This is a genomic window from Paracoccus homiensis, from assembly GCF_900111675.1.
In the GTDB taxonomy this organism is placed as follows: domain Bacteria; phylum Pseudomonadota; class Alphaproteobacteria; order Rhodobacterales; family Rhodobacteraceae; genus Paracoccus; species Paracoccus homiensis.
Genome location: NZ_FOHO01000002.1, coordinates 317466 through 335559 on the forward strand (window position 1 = coordinate 317466; position 18094 = coordinate 335559).

At 62.4% G+C, this 18094-nt stretch carries 17 protein-coding genes; 4 read left to right on the plus strand and 13 right to left on the minus strand.

Annotated elements, in window-relative coordinates; genetic code table 11:
- Nucleotides 1-94: 94 nt before the first annotated feature.
- Entirely contained in the window at nucleotides 95-1045 is a 951-nt protein-coding gene (locus BMX67_RS03895; RefSeq protein ID WP_090732642.1) for an SDR family NAD(P)-dependent oxidoreductase, read from the minus strand.
- 126 nt (nucleotides 1046-1171) lie between these two features.
- Between BMX67_RS03895 and BMX67_RS03900 the strand changes: the two genes are divergently transcribed.
- A complete protein-coding gene (locus tag BMX67_RS03900) occupies nucleotides 1172-1807 on the plus strand; it encodes a TetR/AcrR family transcriptional regulator (protein ID WP_090732643.1) in 636 nt (211 codons plus the stop codon).
- 67 nt (nucleotides 1808-1874) lie between these two features.
- Here BMX67_RS03900 and gyrB read toward each other — a convergent pair whose 3' ends face one another.
- From gyrB to BMX67_RS03930, 6 genes are all read right to left on the minus strand, one after another.
- A complete protein-coding gene (gene gyrB, locus BMX67_RS03905) occupies nucleotides 1875-4310 on the minus strand; it encodes a DNA topoisomerase (ATP-hydrolyzing) subunit B (protein ID WP_090732645.1) in 2436 nt (811 codons plus the stop codon).
- Nucleotides 4311-4430: 120 nt separating this feature from the next.
- Nucleotides 4431-5501: a DNA replication/repair protein RecF gene (gene recF / locus BMX67_RS03910; protein WP_090732646.1), complete on the minus strand. Its 1071-nt coding sequence runs from the start codon at nucleotides 5499-5501 to the stop codon at nucleotides 4431-4433.
- A complete protein-coding gene (gene dnaN / locus BMX67_RS03915; RefSeq protein ID WP_090732647.1) occupies nucleotides 5498-6616 on the minus strand; it encodes a DNA polymerase III subunit beta in 1119 nt (372 codons plus the stop codon). The genes recF and dnaN overlap by 4 nt, the downstream gene beginning before the upstream one ends.
- A 98-nt stretch (nucleotides 6617-6714) precedes the next feature.
- Complete coding sequence (gene dnaA / locus BMX67_RS03920) at nucleotides 6715-8100, minus strand: chromosomal replication initiator protein DnaA (protein ID WP_090732889.1); 1386 nt, start codon at nucleotides 8098-8100, stop codon at nucleotides 6715-6717.
- Nucleotides 8101-8665: 565 nt separating this feature from the next.
- On the minus strand, nucleotides 8666-8935 hold the full coding sequence (gene rpsT / locus BMX67_RS03925; RefSeq protein WP_090732649.1) for a 30S ribosomal protein S20: 270 nt from the start codon (nucleotides 8933-8935) through the stop codon (nucleotides 8666-8668).
- Between the two features lie 154 nt (nucleotides 8936-9089).
- The gene (locus tag BMX67_RS03930; protein ID WP_090732651.1) at nucleotides 9090-9866 is read right to left on the minus strand and encodes an enoyl-CoA hydratase; all 777 of its coding nucleotides are present in this window, start codon (nucleotides 9864-9866) and stop codon (nucleotides 9090-9092) included.
- A gap of 139 nt (nucleotides 9867-10005) precedes the next feature.
- Between BMX67_RS03930 and BMX67_RS03935 the strand changes: the two genes are divergently transcribed.
- Both BMX67_RS03935 and glf read left to right on the plus strand, forming a co-directional pair.
- Nucleotides 10006-10992 (plus strand): glycosyltransferase, encoded by a 987-nt coding sequence (locus BMX67_RS03935; protein WP_090732652.1) that lies wholly within the window; start codon nucleotides 10006-10008, stop codon nucleotides 10990-10992.
- Nucleotides 10993-11096: 104 nt separating this feature from the next.
- Nucleotides 11097-12242 carry a UDP-galactopyranose mutase gene (gene glf, locus BMX67_RS03940; RefSeq protein ID WP_090732653.1) on the plus strand — a complete coding sequence of 382 codons (1146 nt, stop codon included), beginning with the start codon at nucleotides 11097-11099 and terminating at the stop codon, nucleotides 12240-12242.
- Nucleotides 12243-12489: 247 nt separating this feature from the next.
- Here the strand turns inward: glf and BMX67_RS03945 are convergent, their stop codons facing one another.
- The 6 genes from BMX67_RS03945 to BMX67_RS03970 are packed head-to-tail and all read right to left on the minus strand — an operon-like array spanning nucleotide 12490 to nucleotide 17356.
- Nucleotides 12490-13080, minus strand: coding sequence for a hypothetical protein (locus BMX67_RS03945; RefSeq protein WP_090732655.1), 591 nt, complete (start codon nucleotides 13078-13080; stop codon nucleotides 12490-12492).
- On the minus strand, nucleotides 13080-13901 hold the full coding sequence (locus BMX67_RS03950; protein ID WP_090732656.1) for an ABC transporter permease: 822 nt from the start codon (nucleotides 13899-13901) through the stop codon (nucleotides 13080-13082). Before BMX67_RS03950 ends, BMX67_RS03945 begins: the two co-directional genes overlap by 1 nt.
- The gene (locus BMX67_RS03955) at nucleotides 13898-14623 is read right to left on the minus strand and encodes an ABC transporter ATP-binding protein (RefSeq protein WP_090732657.1); all 726 of its coding nucleotides are present in this window, start codon (nucleotides 14621-14623) and stop codon (nucleotides 13898-13900) included. The genes BMX67_RS03950 and BMX67_RS03955 overlap by 4 nt, the downstream gene beginning before the upstream one ends.
- Nucleotides 14623-15189: a cupredoxin domain-containing protein gene (locus BMX67_RS03960; RefSeq protein ID WP_090732891.1), complete on the minus strand. Its 567-nt coding sequence runs from the start codon at nucleotides 15187-15189 to the stop codon at nucleotides 14623-14625. Before BMX67_RS03960 ends, BMX67_RS03955 begins: the two co-directional genes overlap by 1 nt.
- 23 nt (nucleotides 15190-15212) lie before the next feature.
- Nucleotides 15213-16175 (minus strand): YVTN family beta-propeller repeat protein, encoded by a 963-nt coding sequence (locus tag BMX67_RS03965; protein ID WP_090732659.1) that lies wholly within the window; start codon nucleotides 16173-16175, stop codon nucleotides 15213-15215.
- Nucleotides 16172-17356 carry an ABC transporter substrate-binding protein gene (locus BMX67_RS03970; RefSeq protein WP_245739164.1) on the minus strand — a complete coding sequence of 395 codons (1185 nt, stop codon included), beginning with the start codon at nucleotides 17354-17356 and terminating at the stop codon, nucleotides 16172-16174. Before BMX67_RS03970 ends, BMX67_RS03965 begins: the two co-directional genes overlap by 4 nt.
- Before the next feature lie 176 nt (nucleotides 17357-17532).
- Here BMX67_RS03970 and BMX67_RS03975 point away from each other — a divergent pair, with 176 nt between their 5' ends.
- Nucleotides 17533-18090, plus strand: coding sequence for an SRPBCC family protein (locus BMX67_RS03975; RefSeq protein ID WP_342707894.1), 558 nt, complete (start codon nucleotides 17533-17535; stop codon nucleotides 18088-18090).
- The last annotated feature ends 4 nt before the right edge of the window (nucleotides 18091-18094 follow it).

Genomic DNA, 18094 nt, shown 5'->3' on the forward strand with positions numbered 1-18094 from the left:
CTTTTGATGAAATTCATCACGAGGCCTGATGAACGGCCCCCCATCCATGACCATGCCTGACATATTCCCGACGTGTTGCCGCGGCGATGGCCGGTCACAAGCTCCAGATATGGCCGGTGTCCTTTTCAGACCGCTGCCACAGCCTGACCATGACCGGCTTGTCATGGGCATGGGCGTTCAGGGTGCCGCGGCCAACCGGGCCGACGAATTCCCGGACCCCGGTCGGACCGTACAATGCGCGTTGCTGGGGCAGCGCCTCTTCCGTGGCGCACATGACTTCGGGATAGGCCCCCTGCCATGCGGTCTGGACCATCGGCGTCTTGGTCATCAGCCACCAGACAAGGCGCATCGCCCGGCTGCCGCTGGTCGAGATCAGCGAGGTCGCGGACGAACCGGGATGGCACACATAGACCGCGACATTGCGCCGGGCCGCCTTGACCCGGTCCTGAAGCTCATAGGCGAACATCATCTGCGCAAGCTTGCTTTGGGAATAGGCGGCGTTCGCGCCATAGCCCCTGTCCCAATTCATGTCGTCGAAGCGGATCGTCTTCGTTCCCATGTTATAGCCAAGGCTGGCGACGACCACGATCCTGCCCCGGTTCGTATCGATGCGGTCGAACAGCATCCCGCACAGGGTGAAATGTCCGTAATGGTTGGTGCCAAGCTGGCTTTCGAATCCGTCGGCGGTCAGCCTGCGCGTCGGCACCTGGGCGATGGCGGCGTTGCAGATCAGCGCGTCGATGCGCGGAACGGTGCGCAGCACCTCTTGCGCTGCGGCGCGAACCGATGCCTGCTTGGCAAGGTCCATCAGGATAAAGCGCACCGCCGCGTCGGGACCGAACTCGTCCTGCAATGCCGCGACGGCGGCGGTCGACTTTTCGGCGCTGCGATTCAGCATCACGACCTCTGCGCCCCTGCCCAGCAGGATGCGCACAGCCTGAAAACCCGCGCCTGCGTTCGCGCCGGTGATGATGAATGTCTTGCCTGAAAGATCACCAAGGCGTTCGGGCGTCCAGCCCTTCGGTCCGAAAGTCAGATCTGCCATCCTGTTCTCCTGCGGTCAGCGCGCGGTGGGCGCTTGCATTTGTAAACCCGGATGTTTACATATGACGGCAGGAGATGAGTGTAAACACACAGGTTTACAAATTCTTCGTGGAACACGGCTGGACAGATGAAACTGACTGATAAGAAACGAAAAGATATTCTTGATGCCGCGATCCTTGAGTTCCGCGAACAGGGCTTTCCGGCGGCGAGGGTCAACCGGATCGCCGAATTGGCCGAGGTGTCCAAGCGCACGCTCTACAAGCATTTCGAAAGCAAGGAGTTGCTGTTCCAGGCCATCACCGACATCCTGCTGGACGAAATCGCCGCCGCGCCAAAGCTGCGCTATGCACCGGATGAACCGCTGCGCGATCAGCTTGTCGCGGCGGTCAGGGACTATGTCACCCACCTGACCGGCGATCATTACATGGGCCTGAACCGTCTGGTCATGTCCGAATTGCTGCGAGATCAGAAACTGGCCCAGGCATTCCTGACCAAGGCAGCGTTGCAGGATGGCCCGATTTCATCCCTCATTGGCGACGCCATGACGTCGGGGGCATTGCGTCGCGCCGATCCCGGAATTGCGACAGGTCAGCTTCTGTCGATGGTGAAGCATTTTCTGGTCTGGCCGGTTTTCCTTACCGGTGCCAAGCCCGATCTGGACGCTGACGCCGTGATCGGCGACTGCGTCCAGATGTTTCTTGCCTTTTATCGAACCGACGGCCTGACAGCAGAAACCCGGCCGGGTCCGGTCGGCAATCCCTGACCCGGCGGTCACCGAACCCTGCTGCGATGCAGGGTCCGGTTGCCACAAGACCGGGGCTGTCGCGGATCTAGATATCCAGATTCTCGACGCTCAGGGCGTTTTGCTGAATGAACTCGCGGCGCGGCTCGACGACATCGCCCATCAGCTTGGTGAACAGGTCTTCGGCCTCGGCAACGTCCTCGATGCGGACCTGCAGCATGGTGCGGGCCACCGGGTCCAGCGTGGTTTCCCACAGCTGCTCGGGATTCATCTCGCCCAGCCCCTTGTAGCGCTGCAGCGACAAGCCCTTTTCGCCTTCAAGGAAGATCGCCTGCAACAGACCCAGGGGACCGAAGATCGGAATCTCGCGATCCTTGCGCACCAGACGGGCCGGACGCGCATAGACGTCCTGCAACGCCTGCGTCATGTCGCCCAGACGGCGGCTTTCCCCGCTGCGCAGCATCTGACCGTCCAGCGTGCGGTTTTCCTCGACCCCGCGCAGCACGCGGGTCAGACGGATGCCGGCATCCTGCGTCGGGCGACCGGTCCAGCCGCGTTCATATTCCTCGGCGATCATGTCCAGACGCGCGGCAACGGCATCGGCGACACCCTGGGCATCGCTGTCGACGCGGCCCGGAACCAACGCCCCCGCGATCGCGGCCTGTTCGGTGATATGGGGCGGGTAATGCGTGGGATAGGCGCGCAGAACGCGGCGGGCTGTCCGGGCCTCTTCGACGACGCGGGCCAGATCGTTGCCGGTGATATGCTGCCCGTCGGCAAGGCGCAGGCTGGCACCATCGACGCCCTGCTGGATCAGGTAATCCTCTAGCGCGGCTTCGTTCTTCAGATAGACCTCGGACCGGCCGCGACCGACCTTGTAAAGCGGTGGCTGCGCGATATAGAGATGCCCCGCTTCGATCAGTTCCGGCATCTGGCGGAAGAAGAAGGTCAGAAGCAGCGTCCGGATATGCGCGCCGTCCACATCGGCATCGGTCATGATGACGATCTTGTGGTAGCGCAGCTTCTTCAGGTCGAATTCGTCGCGCCCGATCCCGGTGCCAAGCGCGGTGATCAGCGTGCCGACCGTTTCCGATGACAGCATCCGGTCAAAGCGCGCGCGCTCAACGTTCAGGATCTTGCCGCGCAGGGGCAGCACGGCCTGATTTTTCCGCGACCGGCCCTGTTTGGCCGACCCGCCTGCCGAGTCACCCTCGACGATGAACAATTCGGACAGCGAGGGATCCTTTTCCTGGCAATCGGCCAGCTTGCCGGGCAGCGAGGCGACATCCATCGCGGTCTTGCGGCGGGTCAGTTCGCGCGCCTTGCGGGCAGCCTCGCGGGCAAGGGCGGCCTCGATGATCTTGCCGACGATCTGCCTGGCTTCGGTCGGATTTTCCTCGAACCACTCGGACAGTTTTTCACCGACCAGCCCCTCGACAGCGGGACGCACCTCGGACGAGACCAGCTTGTCCTTGGTCTGGCTGGAAAATTTCGGATCGGGCACTTTCACCGACAGAACGCAGGTCAGCCCCTCGCGGGCGTCGTCACCGGTAAAATCGACCTTTTCCTTGCGGGCAATGCCGCTTTCCTGCGCGTATTTCGTGATCACGCGGGTCAACGCGCCGCGGAAGCCCGCCATATGGGTGCCGCCATCGCGCTGCGGAATGTTGTTGGTAAAGGGCAGCACGGTTTCATGGTAGCTGTCATTCCACCACATCGCGACCTCGACCCCGATGCCGTTCTTTTCGCCGGTCATGAAGATCGGCTCGGGCATGACCGAGGTCTTGGACCGGTCAAGGAACTTGACGAATTCACGCACGCCGCCGTCGTAATACAGTTCTGTGCGCAGGGGTTCGGCGGGGCGCTCATCTTCCAGGATGATGCGGACACCGCTGTTCAGGAAGGCCAGTTCCCGCAGGCGGTTTTCCAGCGTCTTGTAATTGTATTCCAGATTGCTGAACGTGCCGTTCGGATCGCTGATCTTGGACGAGGCAAGGAAACGCACCTCGGATCCGGATTCGCCGGGGGCATCGCCGACGACGCGCAGATGCTCGGCCGTTTCGCCTTTTTCGAACCGCGCGTAATGTTCCTTGCCATTGCGCCAGATGCGCAGTTCCAGCCAATCCGACAGCGCGTTCACCACCGAAACGCCCACACCGTGCAGACCGCCCGACACCTTGTAGCTGTTCTGGTCGAATTTGCCGCCCGCATGCAGCTGGGTCATGATGACCTCGGCCGCGCTGACGCCTTCGGTCGGGTGCATGTCCACCGGAATCCCGCGCCCGTTATCGCGGACGCTGACGCTGCTATCGGCGTGAATCTTGACCTTCACATAATCGGCATGACCGGCCAGTGCCTCGTCGATGCCGTTATCGACGACCTCATAGACCATGTGATGCAGACCACTGCCGTCATCCGTGTCGCCGATATACATGCCGGGACGTTTGCGGACAGCCTCCAACCCTTTGAGAACCTTGATTGAATCGGCGCCATATTCTGCGGGCTGCGGGGCGGTATTGGTCATGCGTCAGCGTTCCTGTCAATATCCTGTGGATATAGCCGTTTCGCGCGGCAAAGTCACGGCAAAGCCACGATTTTTCACGCCTTTCGCCATGTTTTGCCACCAGCCGCGCCCGGGTCCGGCCTAGTCCCGTTCCCGGGCGGTGGAACGCCCGTCTTCCTTGGCCACGACCAGCCTGCGCGACCGCGTTCCGAAGGCGTCGAACAGCTCGGCCCCGGTGCCGGTCAGCAGCGTCTGGGCGGGCAGCGCGACGATCTGGTCATACAGCGCCGCGCGGCGGTCGGCGTCCAGATGGGCCGCCACCTCATCCATCAGCAGGACGACATGCTCGGACGACAGGGCGCGCGCATTGGCAAGGATCAACGACAGCAACAGCGCCTTTTGTTCACCGGTCGACGACAGCGCCGCGGGCATGTCCTGCGGGCCCCAGCTTGCGCCCAGATCGGCGCGATGCGGGCCGGTCAGGCTGCGCCCCGCCGCCAGGTCGCGCGGACGCATCCGGGCAAGGCGCGCGGCAATGCTGTCGGCCTCTGCGTCATCGGCATGGCCTTCGCCAGCCAACAGCGAAAGCCGCGCGGCAGGGAAATCCCCGCCCTGCGCCGTCTGGATCCGATCAATGGCCTGCAAGCGGTTCGCGGTCAGCGCCGCGCCCGCCTGCGCCATTCGCGATTCCAGCGCCCGATACCAGCCCGGATCAGCCACCTGATCCTTCAGCAGCCGGTTGCGTTCGCGCATCGCCTTTTCATAGCCAAGCGACAGATCGGCATGGTCGGGAAACAGGCTCAGCGTCAGGCGATCCAGAAAACGGCGGCGGGTCTCGGGCGGATCGGACCAAAGCCGATCCATCGAGGGCACCAGCCAGATCACGCGCAACAGCCGCGCCAACGCGGTCTGTGGCACCTGCTTGTCATCGATCTGCACGATGCGGGTCTGACCCGGCGCGGCCGTGGTTTCGACGCCGGACTCACCGATCTCGGCGCGGATACGCCAGCCCGCATCGGGACCCTGCCGCGCCTGATCCGGTGCCGCGGCCGCACGCAATCCGCGACCCGGCGCCAGCATCGAGACGGCTTCCAGAATATTCGTCTTGCCCGACCCGTTCGGCCCGAAAATGGCAAGCGGGCGATCATCCAGCCGCAGATCCAGACGCGGCCATGACCGAAACTGCGCCAGCGACAGCCGGTGCAGCGTCACACGCGCATCGGCATGACGACATAGACGGCGCTGGTATCGCTGCCTTCGCGGATCAGCGCCGCATCGCCCGACCCGTTGAACAGGAACACCGCGTTGTCGCGGTCAACCTGGCTGGCGATTTCCTGAAGGTATTTCGCGTTGAAACCGATCTCCAGCGCCTCATCGGCATAGGCAACGATCAATTCTTCCTCGGCGGCGCCGGCATCGGGGGCATTCACCGACAGGATCAGGCGATCGGCATCCAGCGCCAGCTTGACCGCGCGCGACCGTTCGCTGCTGACCGTGGCCACGCGGTCCACCGCGCGGGCGAAATCGGTCGCGTCGACCTCCAGCTGCCGGGTGTTGTTGGCGGGGATCACCCGCGAATAATCCGGGAAGGTGCCGTCGATGACCTTCGATGTCAGCGTGATCGTCGGCGTCGCAAAGCGGATCTTCGTCTCGCTGACGGACACCGCGATATCGGCTTCGTCATCATCCAGGAGCTTGCGCAGCTCGGCCACGGTCTTGCGCGGCACGATCACGCCCGGCATGTCATCGGCGCCACCTGGCAGGGGCGCGTCGATCCGCGCCAACCGGTGTCCGTCGGTCGCCACGCAGCGCAGGACCGGCCCATCCTCGGAACTGGCGACATGCATATAGACGCCATTCAGGTAATAGCGCGTCTCTTCGGTCGAAATGGCGAATTTCGACTTGTCGAACAGGCGGCGCAAAACCTTGGCGGGTGCGCTGAAATTCGCGCTGTATTCGGTCGAGGCCATGACCGGGAAATCTTCGCGCGGCAAGGTCGCCAGATTAAAGTTCGAGCGTCCGGCCTGCACGTTCAGCCGCCCCGATGCATCGTCCGAGGTGATCTGCACCAGCGCGCCATCGGGCAGCTTGCGCGCGATTTCGTTCAGCATCACCGCGCTGACCGTGGTCGCGCCGGGCCGTTCCACCTGCGCGGGGGCGCGGTCCACAACCTCGGTATCCAGATCAGTCGCGCGGAAGCTGACGCCATCCGGCGTGGCTTCGATCAGCACATTGGCCAGAATCGGAATGGTGTTGCGGCGTTCGACCACCGATTGGGCCTGCGATACGGCTTTGACCAGAACGGCACGCTCGATCGAGAATTTCATCGCTTTTCCCTGTCCCTATGGCCGCTCGGGCCCGTCCGTCGGACCCGATTAGTAACCGCGCGATCAGGCAGTCACAAGGTTTTCGTTCAACCGCCTGATCAGGCTTCCAGAAGACGCTTCAACATGGCGATATCCTCGGCCAGGCTGGTATCCTCGGTCGACAGTTCCTCGATCTTGCGAACGCCATGCATGATGGTGGTGTGATCGCGCCCGCCAAAGCGGCGGCCGATCTCGGGCAGCGAGCGGCTGGTCAGCTGTTTCGACAGATACATCGCGATCTGGCGCGGGCGGGCGACATTGCGCGCACGCTTGGGGCCCATCATGTCGGCCAGACGGATGTTGTAATGCTCGGCGACCTTGCGCTGGATATCGTCGATGCTGATCTTGCGATCATTGGTGCGCAGGATGTCGGCCAGGCATTCCTGCGCGACCTCCAGCGTGATTTCGCGGCGCAGCAGGCTGGCATGGGCAAACAGGCGCTGCAACGCACCTTCCAGAACGCGGACGTTCGTGGTGATGCGATGGGCCAGAAATTCCAGAACGCCGTGGCCGATTTCCAGGTCGGGCTGCTGGCGGCGGAAGGATTCGGTCTTGGACTGCAGGATCCCAAGGCGCAGCTCATAGGTGGTCGGGTGCAGATCGACGATCAGGCCGCAGGACAGGCGCGACTTGATGCGCTCCTCAAGACCCTTGATCTCGGCGGGGGCCCGGTCGGCGGAAATGACGATCTGCTTGCCCTGATCGACCAGGGCATTGAACGTGTGGAAGAATTCTTCCTGCGTGCTGTCCTTGCCGGCGATGAACTGCACGTCATCGACCATCAGCATGTTCACGTTCCGGAACATGCCCTTGAAATCCATGATGGTGCTTTCGCGCAGCGCCTGGACGAAACGGTACATGAACTGTTCCGCTGACAGATACAGAACCTGCGCCATCGGGTGACGGGTCTGATAATCATGGGCGATGGCGTGCATCAGGTGGGTCTTGCCCAGACCGACGCCGCCGTAAAGAAACAGCGGGTTGAAACCGACGGGCCCGCCCTCGGCGACGCGACGGGCGGCGGCATGGGCCAGTTCGTTCGGCTTGCCGACGACGAAATTGCTGAAGGTGAAGCGCGGATCCAGCGGGGCACCCAGATCCGATTTCGCGGCGCTGACGGGACGGGCCGCGGGCTGCGAGGCTGCGGGCGCGGTCGTGGCAACCGCGTCACCTTCGGCCGCCACGGGGGCGACGCCGCCCTTCGGCGCGATCTCGAAGCGCAGACGATCGACCTGCGGCCCAAGGCGCGACAGCTCGACCATGATTTCATTGGCAAAGTGGCGATTCACCCAATCCGAGATGAACCGCGTCGGGCTGGCAAAGCGTGCCACGCCATCCTCCAGCGCGGTCAGGCGCAGAGGTTTGATCCAGTGGTTGAAGTTATTCGGACCGACCGCCTGTTCCAGCTTCGTGCATGCCTGTCCCCAAATATCTTCCATCGTCATGTCGCCCCGACTTTCATACTGTCCCCAATCCCTGCCGGTGACCCCGACAAGCTTTTTGCGCGACGCGTCCCTCTTGGCGATCGTCAACAGGCATGCCCTGCGACTCCCGCAGGGAATCGCATGTCTGGGCGCCAGCCCGCAGAAAATTCAAGACACGGGCCCAGCTGACAACCGGTGGCAGCCGGCGGCCATGAACCCAAGGGTGGAAGAGAAACCCCCAACATCACCCGGACGCTTGCTTACGACAGGTCTGAAAATGACCGGCCCCTGGCGCGTCCTGTCCCCCAAGAGAGCGACGTGAATCGCAAGGCTGAAACTAGCAACAGCCGCGAGTTTCGCGCAACCGAACTATGCGCTTGACAGGCAAAGGCATCGAACGAATCTGCGAGGCCTTTGACTCATAAGCGAATTTCCTGAACGCGTTCAAATCAAACGATTTCTTAAGAAATTCTGCACACGCACAAATGACAGACGGGTGCAGGGCCGCAGCCCGCACCCGCCTGTTCAATACCTGCCCTTAGCGGGCCGTATCATTGGAATTTCCGCCCCCCGAAGGGGTGTGGAATCACTTCGCCGTCAGCGCCTTCACGCGCGACGACAGGCGCGAGATTTTCCGCGCTGCAGTATTCTTGTGGTAGACACCCTTGGTGACGCCACGCATCAGTTCGGGCTGAGCCGATTTCAGCGCGTCGCGGGCCGCATCGGCGTTGCCCGATGCAATGGCTTCTTCGACTTTGCGCAGATAGGTGCGGATGCGCGAGCGGCGGGCCTTGTTCACGTCGGTACGACGCAGAACCTGACGGGCGCGTTTCTTGGACTGGGGCGTATTTGCCATGATCTTGGGTCCTTACGGTCTTTCAAGCGTTTCAATCGCGCAAAAGACCCACCCACGCCTTTCGAAAAAGACGATCATGATTCTTGCCAAAGCGGGCCCACGCGCATGTAAGCGTGGGCCTATACGGGATCATTCCGAAAAAGGAAACCCCTTATCAGCGATCGCGGAACTGGGCTTCGCGTTTTTCAAGGAACGCGGCCATGCCTTCCTTCTGGTCCTCGGTCGCGAACAGCGCATGGAACGCGCGGCGCTCGAACAACAGGCCTTCGCGCAGGGTCGTTTCATAGGCACGGTTGACCGATTCCTTGACCGTGCGGGTGGCAACGGTCGATTTCTCGGCGATCTTGCGGGCGGCCGACAGCGCCTCGGGGATCAGTTTCGGGGTCGGCACGACGCGGCTGACCAGACCCGAGCGTTCGGCCTCGGCGGCATCCATGAAACGGCCGGTCAGGTTCATGTCCATCGCCTTGGCCTTGCCGACAAAGCGGGTCAGACGCTGGGTGCCGCCGATCCCGGCAACGACGCCCAGATTGATTTCGGGCTGGCCGAACTTGGCGTTCTCGGCGCAGATGATGAAGTCGCACATCATCGCCAGTTCGCAACCGCCGCCCAGGGCATAGCCGCTGACGGCGGCGATGATCGGCTTGCGCAGACGCATCATCGGCTCGATCGAGGCACCGAACAGGTCTTCGGTATAGACATCGACATAGCTTTTCTCGGCCATCTCCTTGATGTCGGCACCGGCGGCAAAGGCCTTTTCACTGCCGGTCAGCACGATGCAGCGAATCTTGTCGTTGCGGTCGGCTTCGGTCAGGGCCTCGCCCAATTCGGTCAGAAGGGTGGAATTCAGCGCATTCAGCGCCTCGGGGCGGTTCAGACGGATCAAAGCGACCTCGTCTTCGACTTCCACCATGATCGTTTCATAAGCCATTGGATTGGCCCTCGTTGCAAATGAGCATCGGCGCGAGTCCTAGCAGCGTCATCCCCGCGTGACCAGTATTTGAACGCAAAGGTCTGCCGTCCCGTCCCGGCCCCTTGCCTGTCGCCCGCGGATTGCCCAAGAGAACGTCATGGAAAACCCTTCTGCCCCCCCTGTCCCCGGTCTTCGCATCGCGGCGCTGGTCGTGACCTACAACCGTCTGGAAAAGCTGCAACAGACGGTGCAACGCCTGCTGTCGGAACCGGTCGATCATGTGCTGGTCTTCAACAATGCCTCAACCGACGGCACCGACGCTTGGCTGGCGGCACAGGACGACCCGCGCCTGATCCATCATCGGCACGGGACGAATAGTGGCGGCGCGGGGGGATTCGATCTGGGGTTGCGGCGGGTCATGCAGGATCTGGACCCCGATTGGGTGATCCTGATGGATGATGACGGGCGTCCGGCGACGGGCACGATCGCGGCCTTTCGCAGCCGGGACTGGTCCGGCTGGGACGCGGTCGGCGCGGCGGTGCTGACCCCGGCGGGCGAAATCTGCGAGATGAACCGCCCCTATCGCAACCCGTTCTGGCGCGGGGCCGAGTTTCTGCGCACCCTTTCCGGCAAGGGGCGGCACGGATTTCACCTGCAAGACCCGGCCTACGCACCCGACGCACCGATGATCGAAGTCGACATGTCGTCCTTTGTCGGGCTGTTCCTGTCGCGCCGCGCGGTTCAGGTGGCGGGCTATCCCGACGGGCGGCTGTTCGTCTATGGCGACGATCAGCTTTACACCCTTCAGATGCGCCGCAAGGGTCTGCGCATCGGCTTTGCCCCGGCGATCCGCTTTGAACATGACACCGAGGCGCGGCAGGCTGCGGGCGGCGTGGTGCTGCGCCCGCTGTGGAAGGTCTATTACATGTATCGCAACGCGCTGATCGCCTATCGCGTGGCTGCGGGACCGTGGTTCTGGCCGCTGGTGCCGCTGCTGGTGGTCAAATGGCGGCGCAAGGCGCGCGATTACGGTGATGACGCCCCGGTCTTTCGCCGCATGCTGAACCTTGCCCTGCGCGACGGATTGCGCGGTCGGGTGGCACGGGCGCATGATCAGGTGGTAAAATCGGCGGAAATGCCCTGAAACCAGACGAATCGACCAAGTTTTCCTTGTTCCCCCCAACCGCCAGAAAGTAAGCAGCGCCAGAAAAGGCGGCGCAGGCCGCGGTGACAAGGGACAGGCCGAAGATGAAGATTCTATTGGTTGGTGCGGGGCTTTCGGGCGCGGTAATCGGACGCAAGCTGGCCGAGGCCGGGCATGAATGCCGGATCATCGACGCCCGCGATCATATCGGGGGCAACTGCTATACCCGCCGCGACCCCGAAACCGATGTGATGATGCATGTCTACGGGCCGCATATCTTTCACACCGACGACGAAGAGGTCTGGACCTATGTGAACGGCTTCACCGAATTCATGCCGTTCCAGAACCGGGTCAAATCGACGACTCAGGGGGCTGTCTATTCACTGCCGGTGAACCTGCTGACCATCAACCAGTTCTTCGGCAAGACGATGCGTCCCGACGAGGCCCGCGACTTCATCGCCGAACAGGCGGATCTGACCATCGAGGACCCGCAGAACTTCGAAGAACAGGCGATGCGCTTTGTCGGTCGCGACCTCTACGAGGCCTTCTTCAAGGGCTATACCGAAAAGCAATGGGGCTGTTCGCCGACCGCGCTGCCCGCCTCGATCCTGAAGCGGTTGCCTGTGCGCTTCAACTATGACGACAACTACTTCTTCCACCGTTTCCAGGGCATGCCCAAGGACGGCTACACCCCGATGATCCAGGCGATTCTGGACCACCCCGGCATCACCGTCGAGTTGAACACGACCTACAGTCCCGACATGGCCGCCGATGTGGACCATGTGTTCTGGTCTGGCCCCCTGGATGGCTATTTCGGCTATGAACTGGGCCGTCTGGGCTATCGCACGCTGGATTTCGAACGGTTCACCCATCAGGGCGATTACCAGGGCTGTGCGGTGATGAATTATGGCGACCGCGACGTTCCCTATACCCGCATCACCGAGCACAAGCATTTCAGCCCCTGGGAAAGCCACGAGGGCAGTGTCTGTTATCGCGAATACAGCCGCGAATGCGGGCCCGACGACATCCCCTATTACCCGATCCGACTGGTCGAGGAAAAAGCCCTGCTGGAAGACTATATCGCCAAGGCCGAAGCGACGCCGGGCGTGACCTTCGTCGGGCGTCTGGGCACCTATCGCTATCTGGATATGGACGTCACCATCCGCGAAGCGCTGGACACGGCGGATGTGTTCCTGTCGGGCGTGACCAGCGGCACGGCGATTCCGGCCTTCGTCAAATCGCCACGCTGACCCCGGAACCCGGTCGGATCGGTGACAGGTCCGGCATCGCGGCCGTGAACAAACCGGGATGCCCGTTCCCCGCAAGGGCAAGGCATCCCGGCAAGCAGCCCCGCACCTTGGGATCGGTGCAAAACGGCCATCGGACAATATTACAAAACAACTCGCTACACGGGTGATCTACGCCCTGAACACACCTGTTCCAACCTGTTCTTTTGGGCAGTGTTATTGAACGTAAATGGCACACATGACGCCGCCCTTACGGCAGATGGCTGGAAATCGCGCGGGCCAGGGCAAAGGCCCGCTGTTCCAGAATGACGGGCGTTTCGCAAACATAGGTCAAGGATTGCTGGCGTTCGGTGAAGATGCGCTGATCCCAGTCCAGTGCCTTTTCCTCGGCGTCGATCGCATCGAAATCGGGTTCCTCCGCCTGCTGCATCTGCGCCATCCTGTCGCGGCGGTCCTGAATCGTCCGTGACAATCGCACCTGCTGCTGGCCATAGCGTGCAATCCCGTCGATCAAGGCGCTGCGATCCGGTTCGATGCGGTCGAACACCGCGACCATCAGCGCCGTCAGATCCGGCGCGTCGGCGTCATCGGCAAAGGCCGCGATGTCCTGCTCGGCCTGCTCGATCGGCAGGCGGCGCTGTTCCAGGCGCGCGGCCAGTTCCGCGATCCGCGGCTGACGCGACAGATCGCGGATCGCCTGATCCGGCACCGGCCCGGCCCACATCTGTCCCAGCGACAGATGCGGCTGTTTGCGCTGGATGCAGGGCCATGTCGGATCGGTGCCCTCGGCGGCATGGGCCGGGCCGATGCCCAGCATCGCAAGCAGGATCAGGTAACGCATCACGGCTTTCCCCTTCTGCGGGCCAGCAGGCCCTTTGACGGATCATACATGAAGACCGCGCCGCCGAAAAACAGCGCCAGACAGCCCAGGACCACCCCAAGCGACAGCCAGTTCACCTGAAGATACAGGGCAAAGCGGATCAGTTCGACCGCATGGGTAAAGGGGTTCACCGCGCAGATATCGTGCAGCAGGGTCGAACTTTCACGCATCCGCCACAGCGGGTACAGCGCCGATGAGGCAAAGAACATCGGGAAGATCACAAAGTTCATCACCCCGGCAAAATTCTCCAGCTGGCGAATGGCCGATGACAGGAAAAGCCCCATCGCCCCCAGCATCATCCCCGACAGGATCAGCGCCGGCAGCACCGCCAGATAGCCCCAGATCGGCGGCTGCACATCCCAGAACCACGCGATCGCAAGGAAGGTGTAAACCTGAATGATCGACACCAGAACGCCTGCGACAAGCTTGCTGGCCAACAGGAACCAGCGCGGGAACGGGCTGACCAGCAATGTCCGCATCGCCCCGGTTTCGCGGTCATGGACCATCGACAGCGAGGATTGCATGCCGTTGAACAGCTGAATCATCGCGCACAGGCCGGGTGTGACATAGACCTCGTAGAGAACATAGGTCTGATAGGGCGGCGTGATCGACAGGCCCAGAACCGCCCGAAACCCGGCGGCAAAGATGAACAGCCACACCAGGGGCCGGACCAGCGCCGCCAGAAACCGACCCCTTTGGTTGACAAAGCGCAATGTCTCGCGCCGCGCGATCCCCAGAAACGCCGTCAGCCAGGCGCGCGGCGGAAAGGCGCGATCGGTCATGCCGAAACCCCGGTCAGGTCCAGGAAGGTCCGGGTCAGCCCGGCCTGCCCCGCGATATCGCCCGCCCGCCCCTGCCGCAGCACGCGACCCTCGTGCAGGATCACCAGATCGTCGGACGGATGGATCTCATCCATGATATGCGTCGCCCACAGGACCGATACCCCGTGATCGGCAATCAGCGCACGGGTCAGGGCCAGCACCTCGGCCCGCGATTTCACATCCAGACCGACGGTCGCCTCGTCCAGCAGCAGGATGTCGGGACGATGGATCAGGGCGCGGGCGATTTCCGCACGCCGCTGCTGACCGCCGGACAGCGCGGTGATCCTGTCGCCTGCACGTTGCGACAGGCCGACCTGATCCAGAACCTGGGCGATGCGCCCCTTGGCCTGATGCCGTCCGATGCCGTGAAGGCTGGCGTGATAGGACAGGTTCTGCCGCACCGTCAGATCGGCGTCCAGCGCGCGGCTTTGAAAGACGACGCCCAACCGCGCCAGCGCCTGCGCCGGGTTCTGGCGCAGATCGTGACCGGCGACCCGGATCCTGCCGGAACGGTTGTCGTAAAGCCGCGTGATCAGGGAAAACAGCGTGGTCTTGCCCGCGCCATTGACCCCAAGAAGCGCGGTGAAATTGCCGCGCGGAACCACCAGCGACACCTGATCCAAGGCGCGTCTGCGCCCGAACTGATGACTGAGATCGGTGATGTCCAGCGCGGCAGATGACATTACTGAATATTGAACACGGCCTGTTGCGTTTCCCCCGACGATCCCGGGATCGACAGGGTATGGCGCCCCGGAACAACGGCGATAAAGCTCATGGTGGCGGTGCCCGCATCGTCGAACTCAAAGCTGTGGACGCCCATGGGCCGGATCTCAATATCGTTGATCACGATTTCATTGACCCAGACGGCGCGGAAGAAATCGCCCCCCGACAAAGCCAGTTCCTGACTGCCGTCGGCATTGATGTCGATCCGGTAGTAGCCACCTGATTTCAGCGTGTATTCCCCGCCCGCAACCGGCTGTCCGGCGGCAAGGGTCAGCGGTGCCAGATCGCTGCGATTGTCGCGCGCCAGCAAGCCCGAGAAGCCGTAATCGAACTTGCCCTTGGCGTCATAGGTCGTGCTGGCCTCGCCGTCCGCCTCTTCTTCGTCATCATCATCATCGTCGTCATCCTCTTGGGCGGCCATATCGGCCTGCGCCTCGGATGCGGTGTCGTCATTTGCGCTGTCCTGTGCCATGGCCGGACCGCCAAGTCCCGCCAGCATCATCAGTATCGCCAGAAATCGCGTCATATTCATCCCTCCCAAAGTTTCGATCAGTCCGGCGCCACGACCACGCCCCAGGGCTGTTGGCCGACCTGCACCGATTTGATCACCTTTTCCGCCTCGACATCGATGACCGAGACGTCGTTCGAATTGCCGTTGGTGGTGAACAGCATGGATTCATCCGGCGTGAAGCCCATCTGCCAGACACGCTGTCCGACCAGCAGGTAATCGCGAACCTCATCGGTTTCGCCATCAACAACGGCCACCCGGTTCGCCGGCCCCAGCGCGACGAACACCTTCTTGCCATCCGCGGTAACGCGCACGCCGACGGGCTGGATCGCCTCGGGCAGAACGCCGGGGATCTCGAATTCGATCTTGTGGGTGATCTGCTGGCTGGCGGGGTCGATTACGCTGACCGTGCCGCCGATTTCCGAACTGACATACAGCTTTGATCCGTCATGGTTGTATTCGGCAAAACGCGGGCGCGAATCGACCAGGACATTCGCATAGATTTCAAAGCTTTCGCTGTCGATGAAATGCGCCATATTCGTCGTTTCCGAGGTGTTGATGACGGTCTTGCCATCCGGGCTGACGCCCATCCCCTCGGGTTCGACACCGACCGGAATCTCGGCCAGAACCTTGTGGGTTTCGGTGTCGACAACGGTGACAAGGTTGTCGTCCTCATTCGCGATGTACAGCGGGTTCCCCGACGGATGCAGCACGAACAGCTCGGGGTCCGGCCCCGACGGCAGGGTGTGGGTTTCCTCCATCGTCTGGGGATCGAACACCCGCACCAGATCATCATCCGAGGCGCAGACATACAGTTCGGACCCGTCCGGACTGATGGTGATGCCGCGCGGACGGTTTCCGGCGGGATAGGTGCCGATCACCTCCAGGGTTTCGCTGTCCAGCACGGTGACATCATTGCCCTTTTCATTGGTGACGAACACGCGGTTCGCCATCGCGGGCGCGGCGGCCAGGCACAGGGCGCAGGTCAGGATCGGCTTCATCATGGCGTTTCAAACTCGCATTCCGTTTCAGGGCGGTCGGTTCCCAGCGTGTCCAGCTGGCTGGTCTGATGCAGATATTGTTCCTGCGGACTGACCGAGATCATCAGCTGCCCGGTGGTCAAAAGGATCGGCTGGCGCAACTGATGATCCCAGTCGCGCATGGTCAGCTTCTGTCCCTTGAAACCGGCGACCTCGAAATCCTGCGACAGCATGAAATCCTTCAGCGTCTGCACGTCGCCGGACCCGGTGCGCGTCGCTGCCTCGCCGATCAGGCGCAGTGCTAGCCAGGTCTGATAATCCTCTTCGCGCATGGGGCGGTTGGCCAACGCCTCGAACCGGTTCTGAAACTGGCTTGCGCCCCAGGCCTCCATCGCGGGATGCCAGCTGCGCGGCACCAGCCCGGCCGAGCCTGCAACCGGCCGCGGTTCCCATGTCTGATAGGGCAGATAGGCGGCGAAGACGTCGGTTTCATCGGCAGCGACCACCACGTCGTGTTCGGCCGCCCGCTGGGTGAAAACCGGCATCTGCTTTTGCACTTGGACATGGCCCGAATCCGTGCGCCTTGCGCCGCCCGTATCCTCATAGACGCGCTCTTCGACGATCTTGGCGCCGAATTTCACGGCCGAGCGGCGCAGCGCGTCGGCGAAATCGGTATCGACGCCGTGACTGCCTTCGATCAGGAACCAGCGCGGCCAGTTCTTCCACATCAGGAATTGCGTCAGCCCGTCAGCCATCATCGCATGGCTGGGCGCGACATGGATCGTGTTCAGCCGGCAATCGGCACCGCGCAACCGGTCGCCGCGTGCCAGGGCATTCAGGATCAATGCGCGATCGCCCGCCCGATCAGCCAGATCCAGCGTCATCTGATCGTCGGCCAGAACCACGACAAAGGCGATCCCGTCGGACAGCAGCCGATCCAGATCGGCCATCGCAGCGTCAGGCGTGGTCGCAACCTCGGTCGCGTCGAAATCCTGGCCCATGAAGCGGCCGGTGGTGTCGTTATCCTCGATCGCCAGCCGCGCGCCCGCGAAACCCAGATCGTCGGGCGGCAGATCCAGCCGCGAGATCGGTGGCAAACCTTCCCGGTCGACCCGCAGCACCGCCGCCGGTATCAGAACCGGATCGGCGGCGGTCTGTGCGACAATCGGGCTGGTCAGCGCAACAAGGCCGACCATGGATGTCATGATTCCCTTGAACATTTCCGAACTCCCCCGGATATGTTCACCGCGCAATTCGATTCCGACAACCCGTTTATTCTTCCCGGTTTTCGTGGGAACTTTTGGCTAATCCCTAGGTCTTATGGACGCGGGCGGCCCGGCGCGGGCATGGTGGTGGCAAAGGCTTTTGCGCGGGGGGAATGATGAAATCAGCTTTGATCGGTGGGGTTCTGGGTCTTGGCATGATCCTGGCGGGGGCGGCCCATGCGCATGGACCGTCGCGCCAGAAGGTCCAGATAAGCGCGGTTCTGGACGCCACCCCCGAAGAGGTCTGGCAAGCCATCGGTAATTTCGACGACATGGGCTGGCACCCCGCCGTCGCGCGGACCGAGATCACGCCCGAAGGCGCCCCTGCCGACGTGCCTGACGAATCCACGCGCATTCTGCATCTGAAGGCGGAATCGGGCGATCCGACCATCACCGAACAGCTGATCGGCCTTAATCCCGACAAGATGATGTATAAATACATGATCACCGATGTCGCGGTCGAGGTTCTGCCGGTGACCAATTATTCCTCGACCTTGCAGGTGCGCGACAAGGACGGCAAGGCCGAGGTGATCTGGAAGGCGGGCTTCTATCGCGGCTTTCCAAACAACGATCCACCGGAAAACCTGAATGACGAGGCTGCCATCGCCGCCGTCACCGCCGTCTACGAGGCCGGGTTTCAGGGTCTGGTTCAGCAGTTCGGCAAGGCCGAATAGCTCG